16 protein-coding genes and 2 pseudogenes are annotated in these 20,689 nt (G+C 41.6%); 11 read left to right on the top strand and 7 right to left on the bottom strand.

The window, feature by feature from the left end:
* Positions 1-76: 76 nt before the first annotated feature.
* Positions 77-1,459: a cytochrome P450 gene (locus A4S05_RS07250; RefSeq protein WP_069069166.1), complete on the bottom strand. Its 1,383-nt coding sequence runs from the start codon at positions 1,457-1,459 to the stop codon at positions 77-79.
* Between the two features lie 261 nt (positions 1,460-1,720).
* Here A4S05_RS07250 and A4S05_RS07245 point away from each other — a divergent pair, with 261 nt between their 5' ends.
* A complete protein-coding gene (locus A4S05_RS07245) occupies positions 1,721-2,353 on the top strand; it encodes a ParA family protein (RefSeq protein ID WP_069069153.1) in 633 nt (210 codons plus the stop codon).
* A gap of 2 nt (positions 2,354-2,355) precedes the next feature.
* Positions 2,356-3,000 (top strand): hypothetical protein, encoded by a 645-nt coding sequence (locus tag A4S05_RS07240; RefSeq protein WP_069069152.1) that lies wholly within the window; start codon positions 2,356-2,358, stop codon positions 2,998-3,000.
* Between the two features lie 272 nt (positions 3,001-3,272).
* On the opposite strand, the gene A4S05_RS07235 is transcribed toward A4S05_RS07240, so the two are convergent.
* On the bottom strand, positions 3,273-4,160 hold the full coding sequence (locus A4S05_RS07235) for an alpha/beta fold hydrolase (RefSeq protein ID WP_069069151.1): 888 nt from the start codon (positions 4,158-4,160) through the stop codon (positions 3,273-3,275).
* A gap of 304 nt (positions 4,161-4,464) precedes the next feature.
* Between A4S05_RS07235 and A4S05_RS07230 the strand changes: the two genes are divergently transcribed.
* The 6 genes and pseudogenes from A4S05_RS07230 (at position 4,465) to A4S05_RS07205 (ending at position 11,791) form a co-directional block, all read left to right on the top strand.
* On the top strand, positions 4,465-4,776 hold the full coding sequence (locus tag A4S05_RS07230) for a BMC domain-containing protein (protein WP_069069150.1): 312 nt from the start codon (positions 4,465-4,467) through the stop codon (positions 4,774-4,776).
* Positions 4,777-4,861: 85 nt separating this feature from the next.
* Complete coding sequence (locus A4S05_RS07225) at positions 4,862-5,209, top strand: carbon dioxide-concentrating mechanism protein CcmK (protein WP_069069149.1); 348 nt, start codon at positions 4,862-4,864, stop codon at positions 5,207-5,209.
* Positions 5,210-6,311: 1,102 nt separating this feature from the next.
* Entirely contained in the window at positions 6,312-7,487 is a 1,176-nt protein-coding gene (locus A4S05_RS07220) for a HetZ-related protein 2 (RefSeq protein WP_069069148.1), read from the top strand.
* 225 nt (positions 7,488-7,712) lie between these two features.
* Positions 7,713-7,925, top strand: a pseudogene (locus A4S05_RS44160) (pilus assembly protein PilB); the annotation flags it as partial.
* 1,228 nt (positions 7,926-9,153) lie between these two features.
* Positions 9,154-9,837: a Crp/Fnr family transcriptional regulator gene (locus A4S05_RS07210; RefSeq protein ID WP_069069146.1), complete on the top strand. Its 684-nt coding sequence runs from the start codon at positions 9,154-9,156 to the stop codon at positions 9,835-9,837.
* Between the two features lie 172 nt (positions 9,838-10,009).
* The gene (locus A4S05_RS07205) at positions 10,010-11,791 is read left to right on the top strand and encodes a M61 family metallopeptidase (protein WP_069069145.1); all 1,782 of its coding nucleotides are present in this window, start codon (positions 10,010-10,012) and stop codon (positions 11,789-11,791) included.
* A 149-nt stretch (positions 11,792-11,940) separates the two neighbouring features.
* Here A4S05_RS07205 and pyk read toward each other — a convergent pair whose 3' ends face one another.
* Positions 11,941-13,710 (bottom strand): pyruvate kinase, encoded by a 1,770-nt coding sequence (gene pyk / locus A4S05_RS07200; protein WP_069069144.1) that lies wholly within the window; start codon positions 13,708-13,710, stop codon positions 11,941-11,943.
* A gap of 380 nt (positions 13,711-14,090) precedes the next feature.
* Here pyk and crtR point away from each other — a divergent pair, with 380 nt between their 5' ends.
* Positions 14,091-14,981: a beta-carotene hydroxylase gene (gene crtR, locus A4S05_RS07195; protein WP_069069165.1), complete on the top strand. Its 891-nt coding sequence runs from the start codon at positions 14,091-14,093 to the stop codon at positions 14,979-14,981.
* A 273-nt stretch (positions 14,982-15,254) separates the two neighbouring features.
* On the opposite strand, the gene A4S05_RS07190 is transcribed toward crtR, so the two are convergent.
* Positions 15,255-15,830: a Uma2 family endonuclease gene (locus A4S05_RS07190; protein WP_069069143.1), complete on the bottom strand. Its 576-nt coding sequence runs from the start codon at positions 15,828-15,830 to the stop codon at positions 15,255-15,257.
* Between the two features lie 973 nt (positions 15,831-16,803).
* Between A4S05_RS07190 and A4S05_RS41405 the strand changes: the two genes are divergently transcribed.
* Positions 16,804-16,980 (top strand): hypothetical protein, encoded by a 177-nt coding sequence (locus A4S05_RS41405; RefSeq protein ID WP_176726943.1) that lies wholly within the window; start codon positions 16,804-16,806, stop codon positions 16,978-16,980.
* 230 nt (positions 16,981-17,210) lie between these two features.
* On the top strand, positions 17,211-17,342 hold the full coding sequence (locus A4S05_RS43030; protein WP_256090851.1) for a hypothetical protein: 132 nt from the start codon (positions 17,211-17,213) through the stop codon (positions 17,340-17,342).
* Here A4S05_RS43030 and A4S05_RS07185 read toward each other — a convergent pair.
* The 3 genes and pseudogenes from A4S05_RS07185 to A4S05_RS07175 all read right to left on the bottom strand — a co-directional run.
* Entirely contained in the window at positions 17,324-19,111 is a 1,788-nt protein-coding gene (locus A4S05_RS07185) for a sensor domain-containing diguanylate cyclase (protein ID WP_069069142.1), read from the bottom strand. The genes A4S05_RS43030 and A4S05_RS07185 overlap by 19 nt on opposite strands.
* Positions 19,112-19,120: 9 nt before the next feature.
* The gene (locus A4S05_RS07180) at positions 19,121-20,101 is read right to left on the bottom strand and encodes an ABC transporter substrate-binding protein (RefSeq protein ID WP_176726942.1); all 981 of its coding nucleotides are present in this window, start codon (positions 20,099-20,101) and stop codon (positions 19,121-19,123) included.
* 93 nt (positions 20,102-20,194) lie between these two features.
* Positions 20,195-20,347 (bottom strand): annotated as a pseudogene (locus A4S05_RS07175) (type II toxin-antitoxin system VapC family toxin); the annotation flags it as partial.
* Between the last annotated feature and the right edge of the window lie 342 nt (positions 20,348-20,689).

The following is a 20,689-nucleotide window of genomic DNA, read 5'->3' as shown; positions in this document are numbered from 1 at the left end:
TAATTCGTAATTCGTAATTCATAATTATTATCCTATAGCTGGTAGGTAGGCATTAATGTGCCCAACCTACTTGTTATTACACCAATGCTGGCGTATTCGCACGCTTGACTTGAGGTGTTGCAATCATCCGCATTCCGGCGGGTGCGGCTAAAGTTAAACCACGGCGCACAGGACGGATAGGACGTTTATTCACTAGCGATACTTGAAATTCTGACAGAACAGTTGCCAAGACGATTTTCATTTCATACTGAGCAAATGCCATCCCAATACAGCGACGATTACCGCCACCAAAAGGTAAATATTCATAAGGTGAATATTGTCTTTCTAAAAAGCGTTCTGGTTTAAATTGCTTTGATTGTGGGTAAACTTCTTCTCGATGATGGGCTAAATAAATACTGGGAATTATTGCTGTCCCTTCTCGCAGTTCGTAGCCCATAATGGTAATTGGAATCTTCACAACCCGCCAGAAAGCATTCATGGCAATTGGGTAGATTCGCAATGTTTCTTGGCAAACTGCTGTCAGATAAGGCAATTTAGCTACACTACTTAAATCCGGGTTAACTCCAAGGGTGTTAAGTTCTTGTAGCAATTTCTCCCGCACCTCCGGTAAATGGTCAATCCAGTAAAAAGCCCATGTCAATGCAGAAGCGGTAGTTTCATGTCCTGCAACTAGCAACGTCATCAACTCGTCGTGTAATTCTTCATCTGACATCCCTTGACCATCGTCATAACGAGCAGCCATCATCAAACTGAGGATATCTTGGCGATTTTGATCAGATTCAGCCCGACGTTCTTGAAGCAAAGCGTAAATCAGTTGATCAATTTTTTGCCGTTGTTGGAGAATCCAACCCCACGGACTCCACGCACCGAAATCTTTTTGCATGAACCGGAAAAACAAGGTGCTGGACATTACGGGCGAAGTCATGAAGTCTAGTAAGTCACTTAGCGATCGCCTCAGTTCCTCAAACACTTCTCCATCATTCAAACCAAATACAACCCGCAGAATAACACGCAAGGTGATTTCTTGCATCGACTCACGGATCTTAAAAGGCTTGCCAATTTGCCATTCATTAGTCACCTGTCGGGTGATTTCCCGAATTTCCTCGCCGTAAGCCCGCATCCTTTCGCCATGAAAGGGAGGAGCTAATAGTTGCCGTTGGCGCTGGTGGCGATCGCCATCTGATAACATAAAGGAGCGATCGCCAAGCAAAAATTTTAGCCCTATGTTCCCTCTGCCAACCTCAAAATGGCTGGAATCAGCAGTAAAAATCTGCTCAAGGGCTTGGGGTTGACTAAAGTACACAATATGATTATCAGACCGACTACTCCTAATTGTGAAAGTGTCACCATAGATTTTGGCAAAATCATCTATATATTTCACTGGCTGACTAATAAACTTGATCATCCTTAGCCAGCGCGGCATTTGAGGCCCATCAGGCAAATTGTAAGTTACTGTCATAGGAATTTGTGGAATTGATGGCTGATGAATTTTATTGTTACGAGTTTTCATGTTATTTAGGGACACAGAAAGCGGTATATTCATCAATGGAGAGTAGACAGTGGGCACAGGGGAGTAGAGAGTGGGAAAAAAGGATAATAACTAATTAACTCCTAATGAATAACTCACTACTCATCCTTCATCGAAAAATCCCACAACCAAACATAAAACAGATTTTTTTCCCTACTCCCCACTCCCTACTCCCTTTTTCTAGCTAAAGCAGTGCCAAAAATCATCGCTATTCTCAACGGTAAAGGAGGAGTCGGTAAAACGACTACCGCAGTCAATCTGGCTGCAAACTTTGCGAAGAAAAAAAAGGTGCTGCTGATTGACGCAGATATTCAGGGTTCTGCCAGTTGGTGGTTTGGGCGCAGTCAGCAGGGAATGGGATTTGATTTATCTCAAGAAACAGATCCAACACTTTTAGGTAATTTAGGTAAGATAACAGGTTACGATTTAGTAGTGGTGGATACGCCTCCCGCCTTGCGCTCTGAAGCATTAATAGCGGTAGTTGCGATCGCAGATTATCTAGTTTTGCCTACACCCCCATCTGCAATGGATTTAGCAATCCTCGTGGAAACAGTCAAGGAAGCCGTCATCCCTTTGGGAACCCCCCATCGGGTATTGCTCACCAAAGTCGATACGCGCAGTCTGGGGGAAGCACAAGAAGCAAAAAATACTCTGACTCGCTTAGGTATTCCTACTTGTAATACCTTCATCCGTGCCTATAAAGCTCATGAACGAGCAGCACTTGAAGGTGTAGCGATTACTCAATGGCGAGGAGGAAACGCACGGGAGGCGGAATTAGACTACCGCCGTGCAGCTGATGAATTACAGCGTGATTGGAGAAAATGATAATGGCTAGGAAACAAAGTCTCTCTGACTTACTACAAGAAGAGGCGCAAAAATTTACACCCCCAGAAGGTGAATCTGCGATCGAAGTTACAGCAGAAAAAATTGTCGAAGAACAAGCTGCATCTGATGAGGAATCGTTAGGACAACCACTTGAACCAGCTTCTACTAAACGCAGTCCTACTAAGGCTGATTTAGAAGCAACTGTCAAAGAGTTGACAACTAATCTAGAAACAAGCCACAAAAAAGAAGCATCTCTTGGACAAGAAATTACTGATTTGCAATCAAAATTATCTAAACAAAAAACCTTTGCATCAGAACAAAAATCATTACTAGAACAGCTAACAAAAGAACTTGACGAAACAAAAAAAACAGCACTGCAACTTGCAGAAGCAAATTCCCTGCTGATAGAAGAAATTAATTCTTTCAAAAAAGAAGCAGTACAAAAAGCAGTACAAAAAGCAGAAGATAAATCTAAACTAGCTGTAGCTGTAAAAGAAACTAGTGCGATAAAACCCGTAAAAGACCACTACAATCCACTTAACTACAAAAAATCACATCGTTCATCGGAAACACTTGCTCAAGCTCAACCTCAAAATCAACCAAATGAGTATCCCGATAGTTCTAATGAGATGTGGTTACTTGACTAAAATCGATACCATTTCTTTGTGAAACTGTACAAAATCAGACTTGTAAAACAAGGGGTTTAAGCCCCTTTTTCTATACAAACTCACAATTGATCGGTATTATGCCTACTATAGGATAATATGCCTTGGGTTATTGGTGTAGATGATTGGCTTTTCAATACCCAATAAATCGCCGTCAAAACGAAAGACTAATTATTGTAGAGACGGCGATTTATCGTGTCTTTGTGATTTATCGCGTCTTTGTGATAATTTGAACGCAAAAAACCTTAACCGATTTAAACTCGAAAGTCTAAAATATGCTCCGCGCTAATTTGTGGTTGTTCCAGGTGTGGAAGATGACCACAATTTTGAATCCAGGTAAGAGTACTGTGTGGAATTGCCATTTTAAATTTCATGGCATCCCCAGTACCCAAAATTTTATCGGAATCGCCCCACAAAATTAGCGTTGGTTGCACAATTTGTGATATTGTTTCAACTCTAAAAGCACTATAACCACCACTTTTAGTAAAAGAAATCAGAGCTTGATTCCAACTCGGCATTTGTAAGTGCAATGCCCCACAAGATAACGCATCGATAGAGGCAAGAGTTTGATTTTTATATCCAATGCGAGAAACGCGATCGCGCACCTTCAGATTACTCAAAAACTGAGTTGCTAAATAATCCAACGGGGGAAACATAAATTTACTCAATGGTGAACCACCCGCCAACCCCGCACTATCAATTAACACCAGCTTTTTTACCACTTCCGGGTAAGTCAGCGTAAAATCAATCGCTGTTGCACCACCCATCGAAGCACCCACCAAAATTACAGGTTGGTTAATCAGGCTTTTCCAGAAATAATAAAGATGGGTTTTAATCGCAGTTGGACTATAGGTAATTTCTGAGAGTCTATCTGTAAATCCAAAACCCAACAAATCCACTGCCCACGTTTCATTATCTTTTGAAAGTAGTGGCAAAAGCCGCCGAAATTCTAATACAGAACTGTCAAAGCCATGAATTAATAAAATCGGAGTGCCACCACTCCCTTGCTTGACAAAAGTTGTGGTAATTGCTTGATTAGTTAAAGGAGTAGCGATCGCAGCAGTTTGAATACTCTGAGCTAGTGCGATCGAGGCTGGTTCTGTGAGTTGCCCAACTGCTGTAGGAAGAAAATTCGGAAACATAAATTTCAGTTTATCGTACTAGCCTGTATCCACGCATAACTAATTTTGTTAAACAATAAAGTTACAACAACCTAAGATGCTGAAGTATTATTTGTAATTTATATATAAAACATAAGTCAGGTAATATCAAAATATTCTAACTCCCAACAGACGCGATTAATCGCTTACAGGATAGACACAATTAATCGCCTCTCTACTCTCCAAAAAAATTATGGCATCAAAGAAAATTTTCCAAAATGTCAAAATGGGGACTAAAGCCACGTACAATTAAAATCGCTTATCCCTTAATCCAGGAGCTAATGCCATGCCAATGGCGGTTGGCGTAATTGAAACTTTAGGTTTTCCCAGTGTCTTAGCAGCAGCAGATGCAATGGTCAAAGCTGCCGCAGTCACAATTGTGTATTATGGTCAAGCAGAAAGTGCCCGCTTGTTAGTTGCCGTCCGGGGACACGTTTCGGAAGTAAATAGAGCTGTTGAAGCCGGAATTGTAGCTGGAGAGCAAGTCAAGGTTGGTACAGTAATTACCTACTACGTTGTTCCTAATCCCCCGGAAAATGTGGAAACCATATTACCAATCCATTTCACTGAAGAATCAGAACCTTTCCGCATGTTCTAAGCAATTTTGCTATCAAAATCTGTAGCGAAGCTTCGTACAATTAACTTGTAGCCCCCATATCGTTTATTCATACAGGAGATTAATAATGTCATTACAGGCAGTTGGAGCACTTGAAACTAAAGGTTTTCCTGCGGTGCTAGCAGCAGCAGATGCTATGGTAAAAGCTGGTCGAGTCACCCTGGTTGGTTATATCAGAGTAGGTAGCGCTCGCTTTACAGTTAATATTCGTGGCGATGTTTCTGAAGTAAAAGCCGCTATGGCTGCCGGTGTTGAAGCCGCAGAAAATGTTTTTGGCGGTACACTTGAATCCTGGGTAATTATTGCTCGTCCCCATGAAAACGTTGAAGCTGTTCTGCCAATTGGTTACACAGAACAAGTCCAAGGGTATCGAGAATCTGTAGAAAATCCCATTGTTAGATCAAACAATCGATAGATTCAACATCGTGTGGGGGAATTCAAAATTTCAAACGAAGAATCTCCATAAATGAATTTAAAGAGAAGTTTCTTGTCAAGCTTCTGACTATCAAAACTTTAGGGGAATGCATTCTTTCTGTTTTTAGATTTTGCATAAGTTAAATTTTGAAGCAGAGGGAAAGCAACAGTCAGAGTCAATAGTCAAAATCAATATTGACTGTTGACTATTCATTGTTAAGAATAACTTGTCAATGTTAAAGGCGTAGTTATGAGTGAAGCTATAGGAATCCACTTTGATTTCTGAACTAATTTGCGTAGGCAGGCAATAGGCAATAGGCAATAGGCAAGAAGGCTTCTTAGTTGTCCTAAGTTTTTTCAGAAATCAAATATGAGTCCTATAGTTTAAAAAAGTTGAAGAAGAATTCAGAAGTCAGAATGGGCTAAACCTTAGCTATCCGCTAACAGGAGTCAGAATTAAGACGCTCTCTACGCGTAGCTTGCAACTCTTACAAAGTACGTGGACTCGCTAACACTACGAAGCACCGCCAGTCGTACAGAAAACATTGCTGAATACTGACTCCTGCCTCCTGCTATACAATTCATTTAAGGCTTGATATTCCTTAAAAAGGAAGGAATTAAGCCAATTTATCACAGGGGTTAGGGAATCTTCCGAGGTCAAATCTCATTAACACCAAGCATATTGAAATTTAACTAAGTATTTGACTAAGTAAAGGATTATAGAGTGTTGAAACTTATACGGGTGAAATACCGTCCGATATTGAGTTAAATTAGATTCGTTCCTCGTATATGTTACAAAATGTCAGATTTCCCCGATAAATCTAGTGCAAAGGTGTATCCTCACCACTCTAGGCGAATTTCTGTTCTCAGTTAAAAACATAACTTTACGAAAATTTAAAATTAGCATAATTGTCCTAAATGGTTGATAGGTATAGCTTTCGGGCATTTTGAAGTAAAAGCAAAACATCAATGTCGAAAGTTTCTGCATAATTTGAGTGAACTAAGACGTAATAAAAGTAGAATCACTGAGCTATTTTCATGAAATTCATGAAACACGGGGCAGCTGCCAGTTAAACAATTAGGTGAGACGAAGGGGGGTTGTGATGCAAACTTCAAAATTGAGTTTCGAGGAATGCAATCTCGCTATGAAAACGGATATAGAAAAACTGGCTATAGATTGGCAAGAACGATTGGCTGTGGAATGTCCAGAGCAAAATGAAGCTACTAGAGAAAGCATTATTCTCTGGCTGTTGGGATCTGACTCCAAACGGTTTGATCTGTTGAATCCGAAAGAACTCGATATCGCCAAGCAAGCGATGGAATATCGCTGGAGAATTTTACGTCAACGCTACTTGGGGCTGGGGCGAGAACGTGCTTATCGCAACTTGATAACGCGATTAGGGAGTTTAGTAACATTACGCAATAAGATTCAGACTTGGGTTTCTCTCAGCCGCGATCGCCAGCGCAGCGTAATGGATGTGTTACAAGAAGTACTCCAAGAATTATTGCAAAGCGATAGCCAGATGCAACAGCAAATGGCTGACATTGCCAAATATACAACCGATAGACGATTAGGAGATGCTCTACTATTTGCCAGTTTAGAAGAATATTGTTTGCGGCCAGTCCGCAATCAACCCCTATTAGCTTATCGATTTGTGAATTATTTGCGTCGCACTCAGCGCGGTGGCTTAACCCAAGTACCTAGCCGTGACTTGGTTCGACTCGTGTCAGAAGAAATTCTCACAGATGATAATGATAATCGAGTTAACTTAGTCGATAGTCAGGCGATCGCAGAATATCAAGAAGCACAACAACTAGAGGAACAACTTGCGCTACGCCAGTCAGTACAAAAAGAATTTGAAAATTATTTACAAGAAAATCTCGGAAAAGACGCCGTGGAATGGCTAAGACTGTATCTGCAAGGTAAGTCTCAGGAAGATATAGCCCAGAGATTAAATAAGCAGACTAAGGAAGTCTACCGTCTGCGAGAAAAAATTAGTTACCATGCTGTGCGTGTTTTTGCCCTCAAAGGGAAACCAGAACTCGTAGGCAACTGGCTCTCAATTTCCTTGCAAGAACACAACTTAGGGTTAACACAAAAGCAATGGCAGCAACTTGATGAAAAATTGACTCCTCTAGGGCGGCAAATTCTAGACTTGCGGAAAGCGGGTAATTCAATAGAAACAATAGCTCAACAGTTAAAACTCAAAACTCATCAAGTGTTAGGTGAATGGACAAAAATCTATCTTGCAGCCCAAGCTTTAAGAACCCAAGAGTAACCTGTAGTGGGGATAAGGGAGATGAGGGAGAAATAACTAATGTCCCATGCCCCATGCCCTAATCCTCAATATTATCCACAGTCTATAATCTAAAATTCATATTCTACTTACGTCTACTTAGGTATATATAATTGAAATTTTAACAATCGAACAAAGTATCTTTATTAACTACCTACTCAATTAGAGGCAAAATATTATATACATAAACACCAAGCAATCAAACCTATGTTGTCTTCAGAGGGCGAACTAACAGATACTACAGTAAATGATTCCCAGGTGCTAACCGCTACACAATTTAAGTGGGAGGAAGAAGGCGATCGCGAACAAATATTTCAACTGATTGATAGCCTTTTGTCCTTTGAAGCTTGCCTCTACCACCAGATTTTGCCCTTTGGATTAGAAGACAAAAACCTCTTGCTAGGTATGGTTCATCCACAAGACAGTGAGGCGCTAGATTACGTTGGTCGCATTTTGTCTTGTATCAATTGCACAATGGTGATTGAGGCGATCGCAGCCGATGCTCACCGTAGAATACTGTCAGCCTACCTCAACCATAAGAATACATCTCAGCTAGATGCCCAACAAATACATCAGCCAACAGCGGACTCTCCTTCAACAAATAGCCCAGCGGCCATTGCTGACACCCCTGTTCCTTTCCTAGATGCAGACTCGGAATCAAATCAACAACCAATATTGATGGTGTTTCAGACACAAAAGCGTCAACATTCTGGGCAGCGCGTAGACTTGCCGCCCACTCCAGAGCTAGACCAATTATCTCAAACTACGACGTTCTTGACCCCTATTGAGAGCGAGAATTCCGAAGTGACACCAAACAATTTACCGATTTTGCCCACGCAAGTTCCCGAATTACTTAGTCCGATTGAGGTGCTAACAACACTACCACCGAAGAAATTACTAGAAGAATTACTAGGGCGAATCCTGGCTGGGGGAATTGGTCGGCTGTATTTAGAAAGACAAGCTTACGAAGGCAGAATACTGTGGAGTGATAATGGAATTTTACAGTCTGTATTAGACAAACTGCCGCTCTCGGTTTTTCAAGGAGTACTGAATGAATTAAAGCGGTTTGCTTCCCTGCCTGTCACCAGCGTTGCAGAACCAAAACAGGTAGAGAAAGAATACGTATATCAAAAAAACCGCTTATTATTGCGCTTGCGAGTCATGCCGGGAATCTACGGCGAAGAGGCAACACTCCAAGTGTTACGAGGAGCAGCATTAAAGTTCTATCAACAACAACAGTTGGCGCGTCTTGGCCGCGATGCTTTAGGAATTTCTCAGCAACTAAGCTTAAAGTTACATGAACTACAAGAAAGGCTTTTACTGAATCCCAGCCTTGATTCTCAGCAATTAGAAGCAATGGTCGCCCTGAATCAACTAGTCAAAAATTTAGACCAACAGATCAAAATACTGGCACTAGATAGCAATCCACCAACAAACAGCAAATCAAAAGTCTGTCAGTGAAACCGCTGATTTCGATCACATACATAATTGTTATGTTGTAATCGAACTCTAGACCGATCAACCTTAGAGATTCATCTTCAATAAATACAAATTTTGCGATCGTATTCTGAGTAAGATTACGGTTTAAACAAACTTATAGTAGCAAAGTTAGTTTCCCACTCTTAAATCCATTTGTTGCAAATATTTCATGCTAACTGAGGTTTTTAGTGAACTTTTCCCCTTAATGAGTACAGCCAATCCACAGACCTTGGAATGGCTGCTCAACGTTGCAATTGAACATGAATACCCATCTGGGCGAGCCGTTGTCATGGAAGATGCCTGGGGTAACGCCGTTTACTTTGTGGTTTCTGGTTGGGTCAAAGTCCGGCGTACCGTCGGGGAAGATTCAGTAGCTCTGGCAATTTTTGGGCGTGGCGATTTTTTTGGAGAAATGGCAATTTTGGATGAATCTCCACGCTCAACTGATGTCATTGCCCTTTCATCCGTGAAATTGCTGAGTATTTCCAGAGAGCGATTTATTCAAATATTGTTTAAAGACCCGCAGTTACATCACCGGATGTTGCAACTGATGGTGCGGCGATTGCGACAAATTAACCTGCGCCTACAAATGCGGTCTTCACCACCAGCAGTCAAACTCGCCCATACCCTAGTGAGTTTAGGCGAAAGTTATGGTCAGGAATCAGACTTAGGAAGAGAAATTTTTAACATTCCCTTTAAAGATTTAGCAGAGGTGACAGAAATCGGCGTTGAAGAAACCGCCAAAATCATGGAAAAGCTGCATGAAAAAGGGTGGATAAAAATTGATAGCGCCAACAACATCACTTATCTTGTGAACTTCAAACAGTTGATGAACTTGGCTGGCAAAGTTTGATAAGAGGCAGGGGGCAGGGGACAGGGAGCAGGGGAAAAGAGACTTTTCCGATTTTTGCACAGATGCGGTAATCATAAGTGATTAACCGGACTTGATATAAAAGTCAAAAATTAAAAGGTAAATTTGTCATTATGGGAAAAATGACTCATCTACTATTACCTCAGCAAATAAGATGACTGAAGCAACAGCAATTCGTCCCAATATCTATGTCAAGGAAACTGGGCCAACGATTCATTACCTGGTGGCAATGTCTCAGCCAGAAACCCATCTGTTTGAGGTGACTTTACGCCTTGTCAATCATCCCTCACCAATTCTCGATTTAAAACTGCCAGTGTGGACACCTGGCTCCTATTTAGTCCGGGAATACGCCAAGAATTTACAAGATTTTGAGGCTTTTGCAGAGGATAAGCCTTTACCTTGGCGGAAGATTAGTAAAAATCACTGGCAGATAGACAAAACGGGTGTTTCAGAATTAACTGTACGTTACCGTATTTTTGCCAATGAGCTATCGGTACGGACAAATCACTTAGATACCACTCACGGTTATTTCAACGGTGCGGCAATATTTTTTAGAATACCGGGCTGGGACAAGCAACCCATTCGCGTCACCATTCTACCACCACGCCCGGAATGGCAAGTAACTACTGCTCTACCATCTGTTGCCGAGGAAACAAATACTTTCTTGGCTGGCGATTTTGATACTCTTGTTGATACTCCCTTTGAGATTGGTAGCCACCAATTGTATAAATTTGAGGTTTTGGGAAAACCCCATGAACTGGCAATCTGGGGGCAAGGTAATTACCAAATTCAGCAGTTGATTGCTGATATCCAAAAAATTATCCAAGTTGAAGCGCAGATGTTCGGCGGTTTGCCTTATGAACGATATGTGTTTCTGCTACATTTATTTAGCCAAGCTTTTGGCGGTTTGGAACATAAAGACTCTTGCTCCTTGATTTACCAACGTTTTGGATTTCGCACTCAGGAAAAGTACGATCGCTTTATCCAATTAGTTGCACACGAGTTCTTTCACTTGTGGAATGTCAAGCGAATTCGCCCAAAAGCATTAGAGGTTTTTGATTACGACCAAGAAAACTACACACCATCATTGTGGTTTTGTGAAGGTACTACTAGTTACTATGATTTGTTAATTCCTTTGCGGGCAGGAATTTATGATGTTAAGTCGTATTTGAATAACTTGGGTAAGGAAATTACCAGATATGAAACAACACCGGGGCGCAAGGTACAACCCGTTTCCGAGTCGAGTTTTGATGCCTGGATAAAACTTTATCGCCCGGATGCCAATAGCGCTAATTCCCAAATTTCTTATTATTTAAAAGGAGAAATGGTATCGTTATTGCTGGATTTACTGATTCGCTCTACTCACGACAATCAGCGCTCCCTCGATGACGTGATGCTGAAAATGTGGCAGCAATTTGGGAAAGATGAAATTGGCTATACCCCAGAACAGTTGCAGGAAGTTATCGAATCTGTCGCCGGAATCGATTTGACTGATTTCTTTAAACGCTACATTGATGGCACTGACGATTTGCCTTTTAATCAGTACTTAGAACCCTTTGGTTTGCAGTTGGTAGCTGAACAACAGGAAGAACCTTACTTGGGCGTGAGAATAAATACAGAGAATGGGCGGGAAATGATCAAATTTGTGGAGACTGCTTCACCAGCACAAGTAGGGGGAATTGATGCGGGTGATGAGTTACTAGCAATTGATGGGATTAAAGTAACGGGGAATAGCTTAAGCGATCGCCTGAAAGATTACCAACCAAACGATACCATCGAAGTCGCAGTTTTCCACCAAGACGAACTGCGTACCTATTCCATTACCTTGGCGTCACCACATCCCACTCGCTATCAGGTAAAACCTGTTGAGCATCCTGACTCCACACAGCAGCAAAACTTTGCTGGATGGCTTGGGGTTGCGATCGCAACTGTTTAATAAAGGCATTGGGCATTGGGCATTGGGCATTGGGCATTGGGCATTGGGCATTGGGCATTGGTTATTAATTCTTCTCCTCCTTACCCCTTACCCCCTGCCCTCTGCTCCCCTGCTCCCCAGTCCCCAGTCCCCAGTCCCCAATCCCTAATCTAAGACGTTCTCACCGCCCCAGAGTAAATCAAACCCCGTTGTAGATCCAGGGTTATAATCGCCCCATCCCGAATCGCCTGGGTTGCCTGCTTCACGCCAACAATCACTGGTACACCAAGACGTAAACCAATTACTGCTGCGTGACTTGTGAGACTTTCATCTTCCGTAATAATTCCACCAGATTTACGAATTGCCTCGACAAAATCGGCACTAGTGCGCGGTGCAACCAATATGTCTCCGGGATTAAAGTTACTCACATCCATGCCAGTATTTGCCACCCGTGCGCGACCACTCACTGAACCTTGTCCTAGTCCAATTCCGTGACCTAATACCGCCGTCACCACCTCTACTTTAATCAAATCTGTGGAGCCGGAAATTCCCTGGAGTGTACCCGCGGTCATCACGACTAAATCTCCCTCAGACAGTAACTTAAGCTCCTGAGCCACATTGATCGCAGCTTGAAATGTCTGACCTGTGGAAGGTAATCCTAGTACCAACAGCGGTTTTACTCCCCACACCATCTGTAGCTGCCGCGCCACATTCACATGAGGCGTCACTGCTAAAATCGGTGTTTGGGGACGGAACTTAGAGACATTACGAGCTGTTGCCCCAGTTTGCGTTAGGGTCATGATTGCTGCTGCGCCTAGTTGTTCGGCAATTTGACCGACAGCTTGACTAATCGCATTAGGAATAGAGCGCCGAGCATCTCTGACAGAACGTAAGTTTAAGTGTTGGGATTCTTCCTGCTCCATACGTTCGGCAATTCGTGCCATCGTCGCCACTGCTTCTACAGGAAAGCTACCCACAGCAGTTTCATTGGAGAGCATCACCGCGTCTGTGCCATCTAAAATCGCATTTGCCACATCCGACACTTCAGCGCGGGTGGGACGGGGATTGCTCACCATGCTATCTAACATCTGAGTAGCTGTGATGATGGGAATCCCCAAGCGATTTGCTGTGGCAATTAACCGCTTTTGAAGTACGGGAACATCTTCTGCGGGTAATTCCACCCCTAAGTCGCCTCTGGCAACCATTACGCCATCACACAAAGCCAGAATCGCCTCCATTTGTTCGATTGCTTCGTGCTTTTCAATTTTGGCCACTACTGGCACTTGCTTACCTGTACTGGAAATTAGTTCTTTAATTTCGATCATGTCCTGCGGATTGCGGACAAAGGAAAGTGCCACCCAATCGACACCTTGATCTAGACCAAACATCAGATCCTCTCGGTCTTTGTCGGTCATTGCCTTAATTGACAGGTAAACGCCGGGAAAGTTTACGCCTTTGTTGTTAGAAAGTTTACCAGGTACGGTGACGCGACAATGTAAATCACCTTTGTCCCGATTAATCTCCTCTACAAGCATTTCTACTCGTCCATCATCGAGGAGAATTTTTGCACCAACTGGGACTTCTTCGGCTAAATAATCGTAGGTGACGCAACTAATTTCCTGCGTCCCTACTATTGGACGATTTGTCAAGGTGAAGCGATCGCCTTTTGCCAAAACTATAGACCCGTTGTCAAACTTCCCCAAGCGAATTTTTGGGCCCTGCAAGTCTTGAAGAATAGCCACTGGCTGATTTAATTCAAAAGCGGTTTGCCGAATTAAGCGAATACTACGCTGATGGTCGGCATGAGTTCCGTGGGAGAAGTTTAGCCGCAGCGTCGTGGCTCCCGCTTCAATAATTGCCTTGAGCATTTCAGGACTGCTAGTGGCGGGGCCAATAGTAGCGACAATTTTTGTCCGGCGCAGAGAATCTCTTAATTGCATAGGGGCTGAAGTTAGGGAGCTATCTGGGAAGTCATCGTAACTTAAGTGGCATCTCCTTTTCAGTCACTGCTATATCAATAAGATATAAACAGTTAGAGAGGGTTTATGGGAGAGTGGGGGCTGTGGGATAGACTAGATATAGTACATCAATCTTGTATCCATCCTCCCAACGAAAGAGTTTATCCCATCAACTTTTTGCCAATTGTCATACCCCACTTATCAGTAAAGATTAGTTCTTGTCTGGAATCATAGCGTTATTCATCTACTGATATGCAAAGCTGTGGATAAATATTGCTATACAAAAAGTTACAAAACTTTATTGTTCCCTAATATTTATCGTATATTCGTAATGTTTGATTAAGAAGGAGTCAATGTTAGAGATGATCACATCGGAGGCACAAAAGCCACTGACAATCCCACCCAAGGAATTTTTAGCGCCTCCTGGTGATTTTAATCCCACGCTACTGCTGTTTTTGGTAGCTGTAGCAATGCTGGTGTTATCTAACTTTGGTTACTGGCTTTGGGAATGGCCGCACTGGCTGTGCTTTAGCGTTAACACCCTTGCCTTGCATTGTGCTGGAACAGTAATTCATGATGCCTGTCACCAATCAGCCCATCGCAACCGGGTGATGAATGCGATGTTAGGGCATGGCAGTGCGTTGATGCTAGCTTTTGCTTTTCCAGTATTTACGCGGGTGCATTTACAGCATCATGGACATGTCAACCATCCTAAAGACGACCCAGATCATTATGTCTCTACTGGTGGCCCGTTATGGTTGATTGCAGTGCGTTTTTTGTACCATGAGGTATTTTTCTTTCAACGGCGACTGTGGCGTAAATATGAGCTATGGGAATGGTTCATCAGCCGCTTAATTGTCGGTGTAATTGTTTATATCTCAGTGCAGTACAACTTTTTGGGTTACATTCTGAATTTTTGGTTTATACCAGCTTTTGTGGTAGGGATAGCACTGGGATTATTTTTTGACTATTTGCCTCATCGTCCTTTTGCGGAGCGCGATCGCTGGAAAAATGCTCGCGTCTACCCAAACCAAGTTCTCAATATCCTAATTATGGGACAGAATTACCACTTAATTCATCATTTGTGGCCTTCTATTCCTTGGTATAATTACCAACCTGCATACTATGTCATGAAGCCACTCTTAGATGAAAAAGGATGTTATCAAACTTCAGGATTGTTGCAGAAAAAGGACTTTTTTGAGTTTGTTTACGACATCTTTTTAGGAATTCGGTTTCATCATCAAAAAGAATAGAGTTATTGTATACAGCTATCGCCCACTAATGGCTAGCACTGGGAAATTGACACAAGTACATCATGACCAAGGCTAGCCTTCAAAGTCAAATGAGTGCGATCGCTAAACAGTTCCAGATTTTTGAATGTATTTCCTGTGCGATCGCTTACATTGGGTGACTACAAATAACTACGTAACTTAGCACAACTTTATCCAATTAAATCCTCTAGGTTATTTAAGTAAGCCCAGAGTTTTACAGTCTTGTGATAACTAGCAGAAGGGATGGTCTATTTTTTAACCAACATTACCCGCAGACAATACTTGTTCAACTGTAAGTGCAATTTCCGGGAAAGTTGCAGACACAAGTTGCTGACTCCCGCTAAACTCTTTTTCCTCGTACAATCCTTCTGACAACAATAAAATCGTAATTTTTGACTCTATTGGATCTACAATCCAATATTCAGAAATCTCTAACGCTGCATATTCAGAACGTTTATATCGATAGTCGCGTTTTATTGAATCAGGGCTGACAACTTCCACTACTAATATCGGCGCAGACTGACAAACAGCAGACTCATCAAGGAATTCCATTACCTGTTCAGCTGTGACAACATAAACATCAGGCAATCTTGACTTCCGCCATCCCGTTCTTACCCCTGCCTCTCTAAAGCATAGCCAAGGTAAACTCAAGCGATTGATTTCTGCCTTAAAGTTATCCTGAATAAAGTCAGAAATTAGTAAATGTCTAAAAGTTGGTGGATTCATGCGTTCTAGTTTCCCATCCACCAATTCATAACGGCTATCAGTACCATCGTTATAAGCGAGATATTCTTCAAAAGAGTATAGACGCTCTGTAGTTGTTTGTGTCATCGCGCAACTTTTAAATAAAGGTTTTTTTGAGGTAGTACTCAAAAAATCATGAGTAATTGCACATTAGCTTGTTGTAGCGTTTAAACGTGTAGGCAAATAAAAAAAGCTGTATAATTTATCACCGACAAAGCACGATTCTATCGTTAGCTACTCAATACTTGGGAAAAATAAAGTTGTATATACAATTTAATAATACTACTATCCTAAAAAAATCCAAAAGTTCTATTGCGGCACAATTTTGTGCGATCACTACGCCCGCCGCAGGCATCGCATTTGCTAAAAATCAAAAAAGTGATTGATGTCTGACTTACTTTTTGTAGGCACTCTGCGGCATCTTGCTACCTTTCTTCAATTCAATCGGTAAAAGAGTGCGATCGCTTGGATATTGCCCCTGATGTCATCTTTAAACCTATAACTGGAATTCTCACCTGCAAAAGGAGAGCTTAACAGCGATCGCTAAACTTAATGACTGTCCTGCTGTTTCTCTATTGGCTCGGACTTAGTTCTTCTATAATAGATTTCATTACACAGTTATTATTATCCTCTTTCTTCCCACGCGAACAATTTATAGGAGACTATCAAAAATTTACTGTTGAATAACATTCCTAAAATCAAACTACTGGGAGTGTAATTTGAGCTTGAGTTAGCAAAACAACAAACAGAATTTAATGAAAACGGCAACAAGCGATTTACACTCATCAATCTGAGTGTTCAGACAGGTTTAGACTCTCATACCCTGTGTAAGATTTTTAGCTGTAGGAACAAAGTTGATCGGTACTCTCTCACTCGATGTTTTCAGGCATTCAAAATATTATTAGAACCGGATGATTATGATGTCGCCACCATTCCCCCGCTCATAACTAGCTCAGAGTTACAACAGAGAGAAACCTGCAAGGATGAGACTTTAGGCAGAGAGGAGGACAAAAAACTTGGATTACAGTTGAAGCTAGATGTAAATAAGGTCAACTTGCCCATGACTCCACCTGAAGAAATTCGCTCAAGAGGAATAACACTGCTGGAAGAATTATCGGGAGAATCTTTACTAAAAGCAGTTAAATTTTTAGAATCCCTTTCTCAAGAGCCTTTACCGCTAAGTCAAAACAAGTTTGAACATAGCAACGGTGTTGCGAAGAATATTACGCTCAATTAAACTAAAAATAGTTTTCAACAACCATAAAAATAACCTCTGGAAGCGATCGCACTTTTGCTTGCTACAATCGCACTCCTTTAGAGGTTATTATTTAATCTAATTACTCCTACACTTAGGGAATAACGAACCGCAGAGGCGCAGTATTTCGACTTCGCTCAATAACCGGACACGGAGAAATCTGAGTTTGAGAAATATTTTGCGTCAGTCCTAACAAAGAATAGAATTGTTGTATGAAGGGATGGCTAGGTTGGGCTGCGCCAACGCATCAAAAATCTCTGATTTCAACAACCACACCCGGAGCGATCGCTGCTAAAACACTGCGAAGACTGGGTATAAATGTAAATCAGCCAAACGTACAATAGCGATCGCGCCCCTTTTGTTTGGCATTGTACAGTGCTTTATCGGCTGAAGCGATGAGTGTATCTGGTTTAATGTCGCAAATGGGTATGACAGAAGTAATACCCAAACTAACTGTGACGATATCCTTGACATCAGACTGTGCATGGGGAATGGACTGAGCATAAATTGCTTGCTGAATATTTTGTGTTACTTTGATTGCTCCTGCTAAATCAGTATTGGGAAGGAGTACTGAAAATTCTTCTCCTCCATAACGTGCTACTAGATCACCAGGACGATTAACTGTCTGTTGAACTGTTTGCGCTATTTTTATTAGACAATAATCGCCTTCAAGATGACCATAGCAGTCGTTGTAAGATTTGAATTTATCAACATCGAATAAAATCAGTGACAGGGGTTGTTGTTCTCTTGCAAGGCGTTTCCATTCTGCTTGCAGTCGTGCATTGAAGCAGCGACGGTTAGCCACCTGAGTCAAACCATCTAAATTTACCAGTTGTTCTAGTTTCTGATTTGCATCTTCTGCTGTTTCTTTAGCAATTACTAACTCTGCTGTTCTCTCCTGTACCCGTTGTTCCAAAGTTTCCAAGGATGTTTGTAACTGAAGTGCCATGTTGTTAAACGATGCTGCCAGTTGACCTATTTCGTCTTGTGAGATAATTTTGGCGCGGATATCTAAGTTACCTGCGGTAAATTGGAAAACTATATTGGTAAGGTAAATTATTGGTTTTGTTAGCAGTTGCCCAATGACAAAAGCGACAATTGTCACTACTGAAGCAATAATTGCAAATAGAAACATTGCGTCACGAATTTGCTTTTCTACAGGTGCTAGGGCAATAGCAAGGGGTTGTGCGAACAACACAGACCAAGGTTTATATTTTAAATGAGCGATCGCAATCAGATTAACCTGATTACCTGTTGCTAACAAAGATGCAATTAAATACGACTGTTTATTATCTAATGCTTGCTTAAGTTTTGACTCATTAGTTGCCAATTCTTTGAGAGGAGAATTAAGCAAATGCCCTTTCTGTTGTAGTTGAGTTACAACATCCAAAGGCAGAGGCACAATTGATTTAAAAAGTAGTTTTGGTGCAGTGCTATGTGCCAGATAAATATTATTTTCATCTAAAAGAATAGCAAAGGATTTTGCCCCAGCCCGTTCAGTTTGTCGAGTTACTAACTGCTGGACAACAGTAGCATTGTATGAAACACGCAATACACCCAATATATCTCCCTTGGCATTGCGAACCGGACTGCTAAAAAACAGGGTAACAAGGTCAGGAATTGTTGGCGATCGCTTCATGGTAGAAGCAAAAGATAACCCAGTTTCCAGTGGTTTTTTAAAATAATTTTCAACTGATTCATCTTTGCCAATGTTCGATGTCTGTGTATCCAATACATTTTTTCCGTTTAAGTCGAGCAAAGCATAGGAGAGAATATTGAGCATATCTTTGCGACTGAGACGGATTAATGTTTCTATTGCCAATTGCATTTCGGGGCTGTCATCTCGCTGTTTTGGGTTTAGGCTGAGATAGCGTGCCAAACCTGGTAAAATAGCCTCTACGCGCACGGCATTGAGATTTCCATCAATAAAGGCATCTATTCTGTTAGCGGTTTCGTTAGCCGCCGCAGATAGGGCTTGTCGGGCGTTGTCAGTTAGTGCTTTTTCAGTTGTCTGTTTGTTGATAAATGCCAATAACAGCAAAGGAATTAAAGCAACAATCAGAAACGAGGCGATCAACTTTGTCCGAATGCTGCCCAAAAAAGTCTGCTGCATGGCTTTAAACTAGAAGGGAGGGTTCAAGAAGGAAGAATTGAACAAACTTTCTAGCTCAGGAATGCGCGTCACGTTCCCAGAGCGAATAAAAAAGTCTGCATATATCTTGGCAGTTTTGTAGATAGAGTTAGGGTTGCTAGATTGAAACAATTTTTGATTTTCAGCTAAATCAGTTAGGTTGACTCCGTCCAAAGAGAGTGTATTGCTAGGAATTTTTAAAGCTTTGCTGACGATCGCGTTTCCTTCCTGAACATTTGCCCTCCAATAGTTTGCAGCTTGCAGCCATCCTCGCACAAATGCACGAACGTCTTCGGGGCGATCGCGGATTGTATCATTGCGAAAAATAATCATATCTAAAATCAAGCCAGGGGTTTGTTTGCTGGTAAATAGGATATGTCCCCCTGATTTAATAGCTTCAGAAAGATGGGGTTGCCAAGTGTGTCCGGCTTGAATAACATTATTTTTCAGGCCTTGAGGAATTTCTAAAGCTTCTAATTTAACCAATTTCACATCATCGCTGGTGAAGTTGGAACTTTTCAACATCTCAGTCACGAAAAGTTCGCTAAAACCGCCTAGATTTGCACCTAGCTTTTTCCCTTGCAAGTCAGCGACAGTTTTTATTTGTGGTTGGGCGACTACTACATCTGCTCCTGTTGATTCATCTATAACCAGCACGCCTTGTATATCAGGATTGGTGGCACTCAAGAGAATAAAACTTCCCAAGGACGCTGTAATACCATCATACTTACCCGCACTGAAATTTGCTCTTTCCAATTGGGTGTATCGTTTATAAGTTAGTTCAACATCTACACCTTGGGCTTTGAAGAATCCTTTTTCTTGAGCAATGATGCCTGGATACTCTCCAATAAAAGATGCAAATTGCACTTTCAAGGGAGGGCGTTTTAATTCGGTCGGTGATGAAGTATGACAAGCAAATAGCAAACAGGCGGTAATGAGAAAAATACTAATGTATCTGAGTAGTTTAAACAAAGTTAGCTTGCTGAACAGATACTTGAATATAGAAGCAAATATAACATCTTGTTATGGAAGCTTTAAGCTTTGCATTTGGGAGGAGTCAGCTATTCACACAGAACGCCAATTTTCGATTTGCAAGTTAGGTACTCTTTGAAATTCTCGGACATTAGATGTCACCACAATATGATTATTGATTACTGCGGTGGCTGCTATAAGTACATCATAAGCACCAATAGGTGAACCAGCTAATTTAAGAAATGCATATCCGAAAATGGGTCGTTTCAGCCTTTTATTAATCATTCTTCGATAGTCATCTGTAGGGGTTTAGCATTGTGCTTTACCCCTACGACAGACGTGCTTTTTCAAAGAATCCATATTTGGTATTTTCTGTCAATGCGTAAGTCCTAGATAATTAAAATTCTATTTCGTTCGGTGGTATTAGTTCTTCTCGATATGATTCAAAGATATGGCGTTTACCAGTCTAATAAAGTACACTAATTAAGATAAATTCAGTGCATCTACTCAAGGGTAAAAATGAAACCATATTCCCTCGACTTTCGCCAAAAAATATTGGATACATACTTGTCAGGTGGAATATCACAA

The sequence above is a fragment of the Nostoc sp. KVJ20 genome (assembly GCF_001712795.1).
In the GTDB taxonomy this organism is placed as follows: domain Bacteria; phylum Cyanobacteriota; class Cyanobacteriia; order Cyanobacteriales; family Nostocaceae; genus Nostoc.
This window is presented reverse-complemented; position numbering and strand designations above follow the sequence as displayed.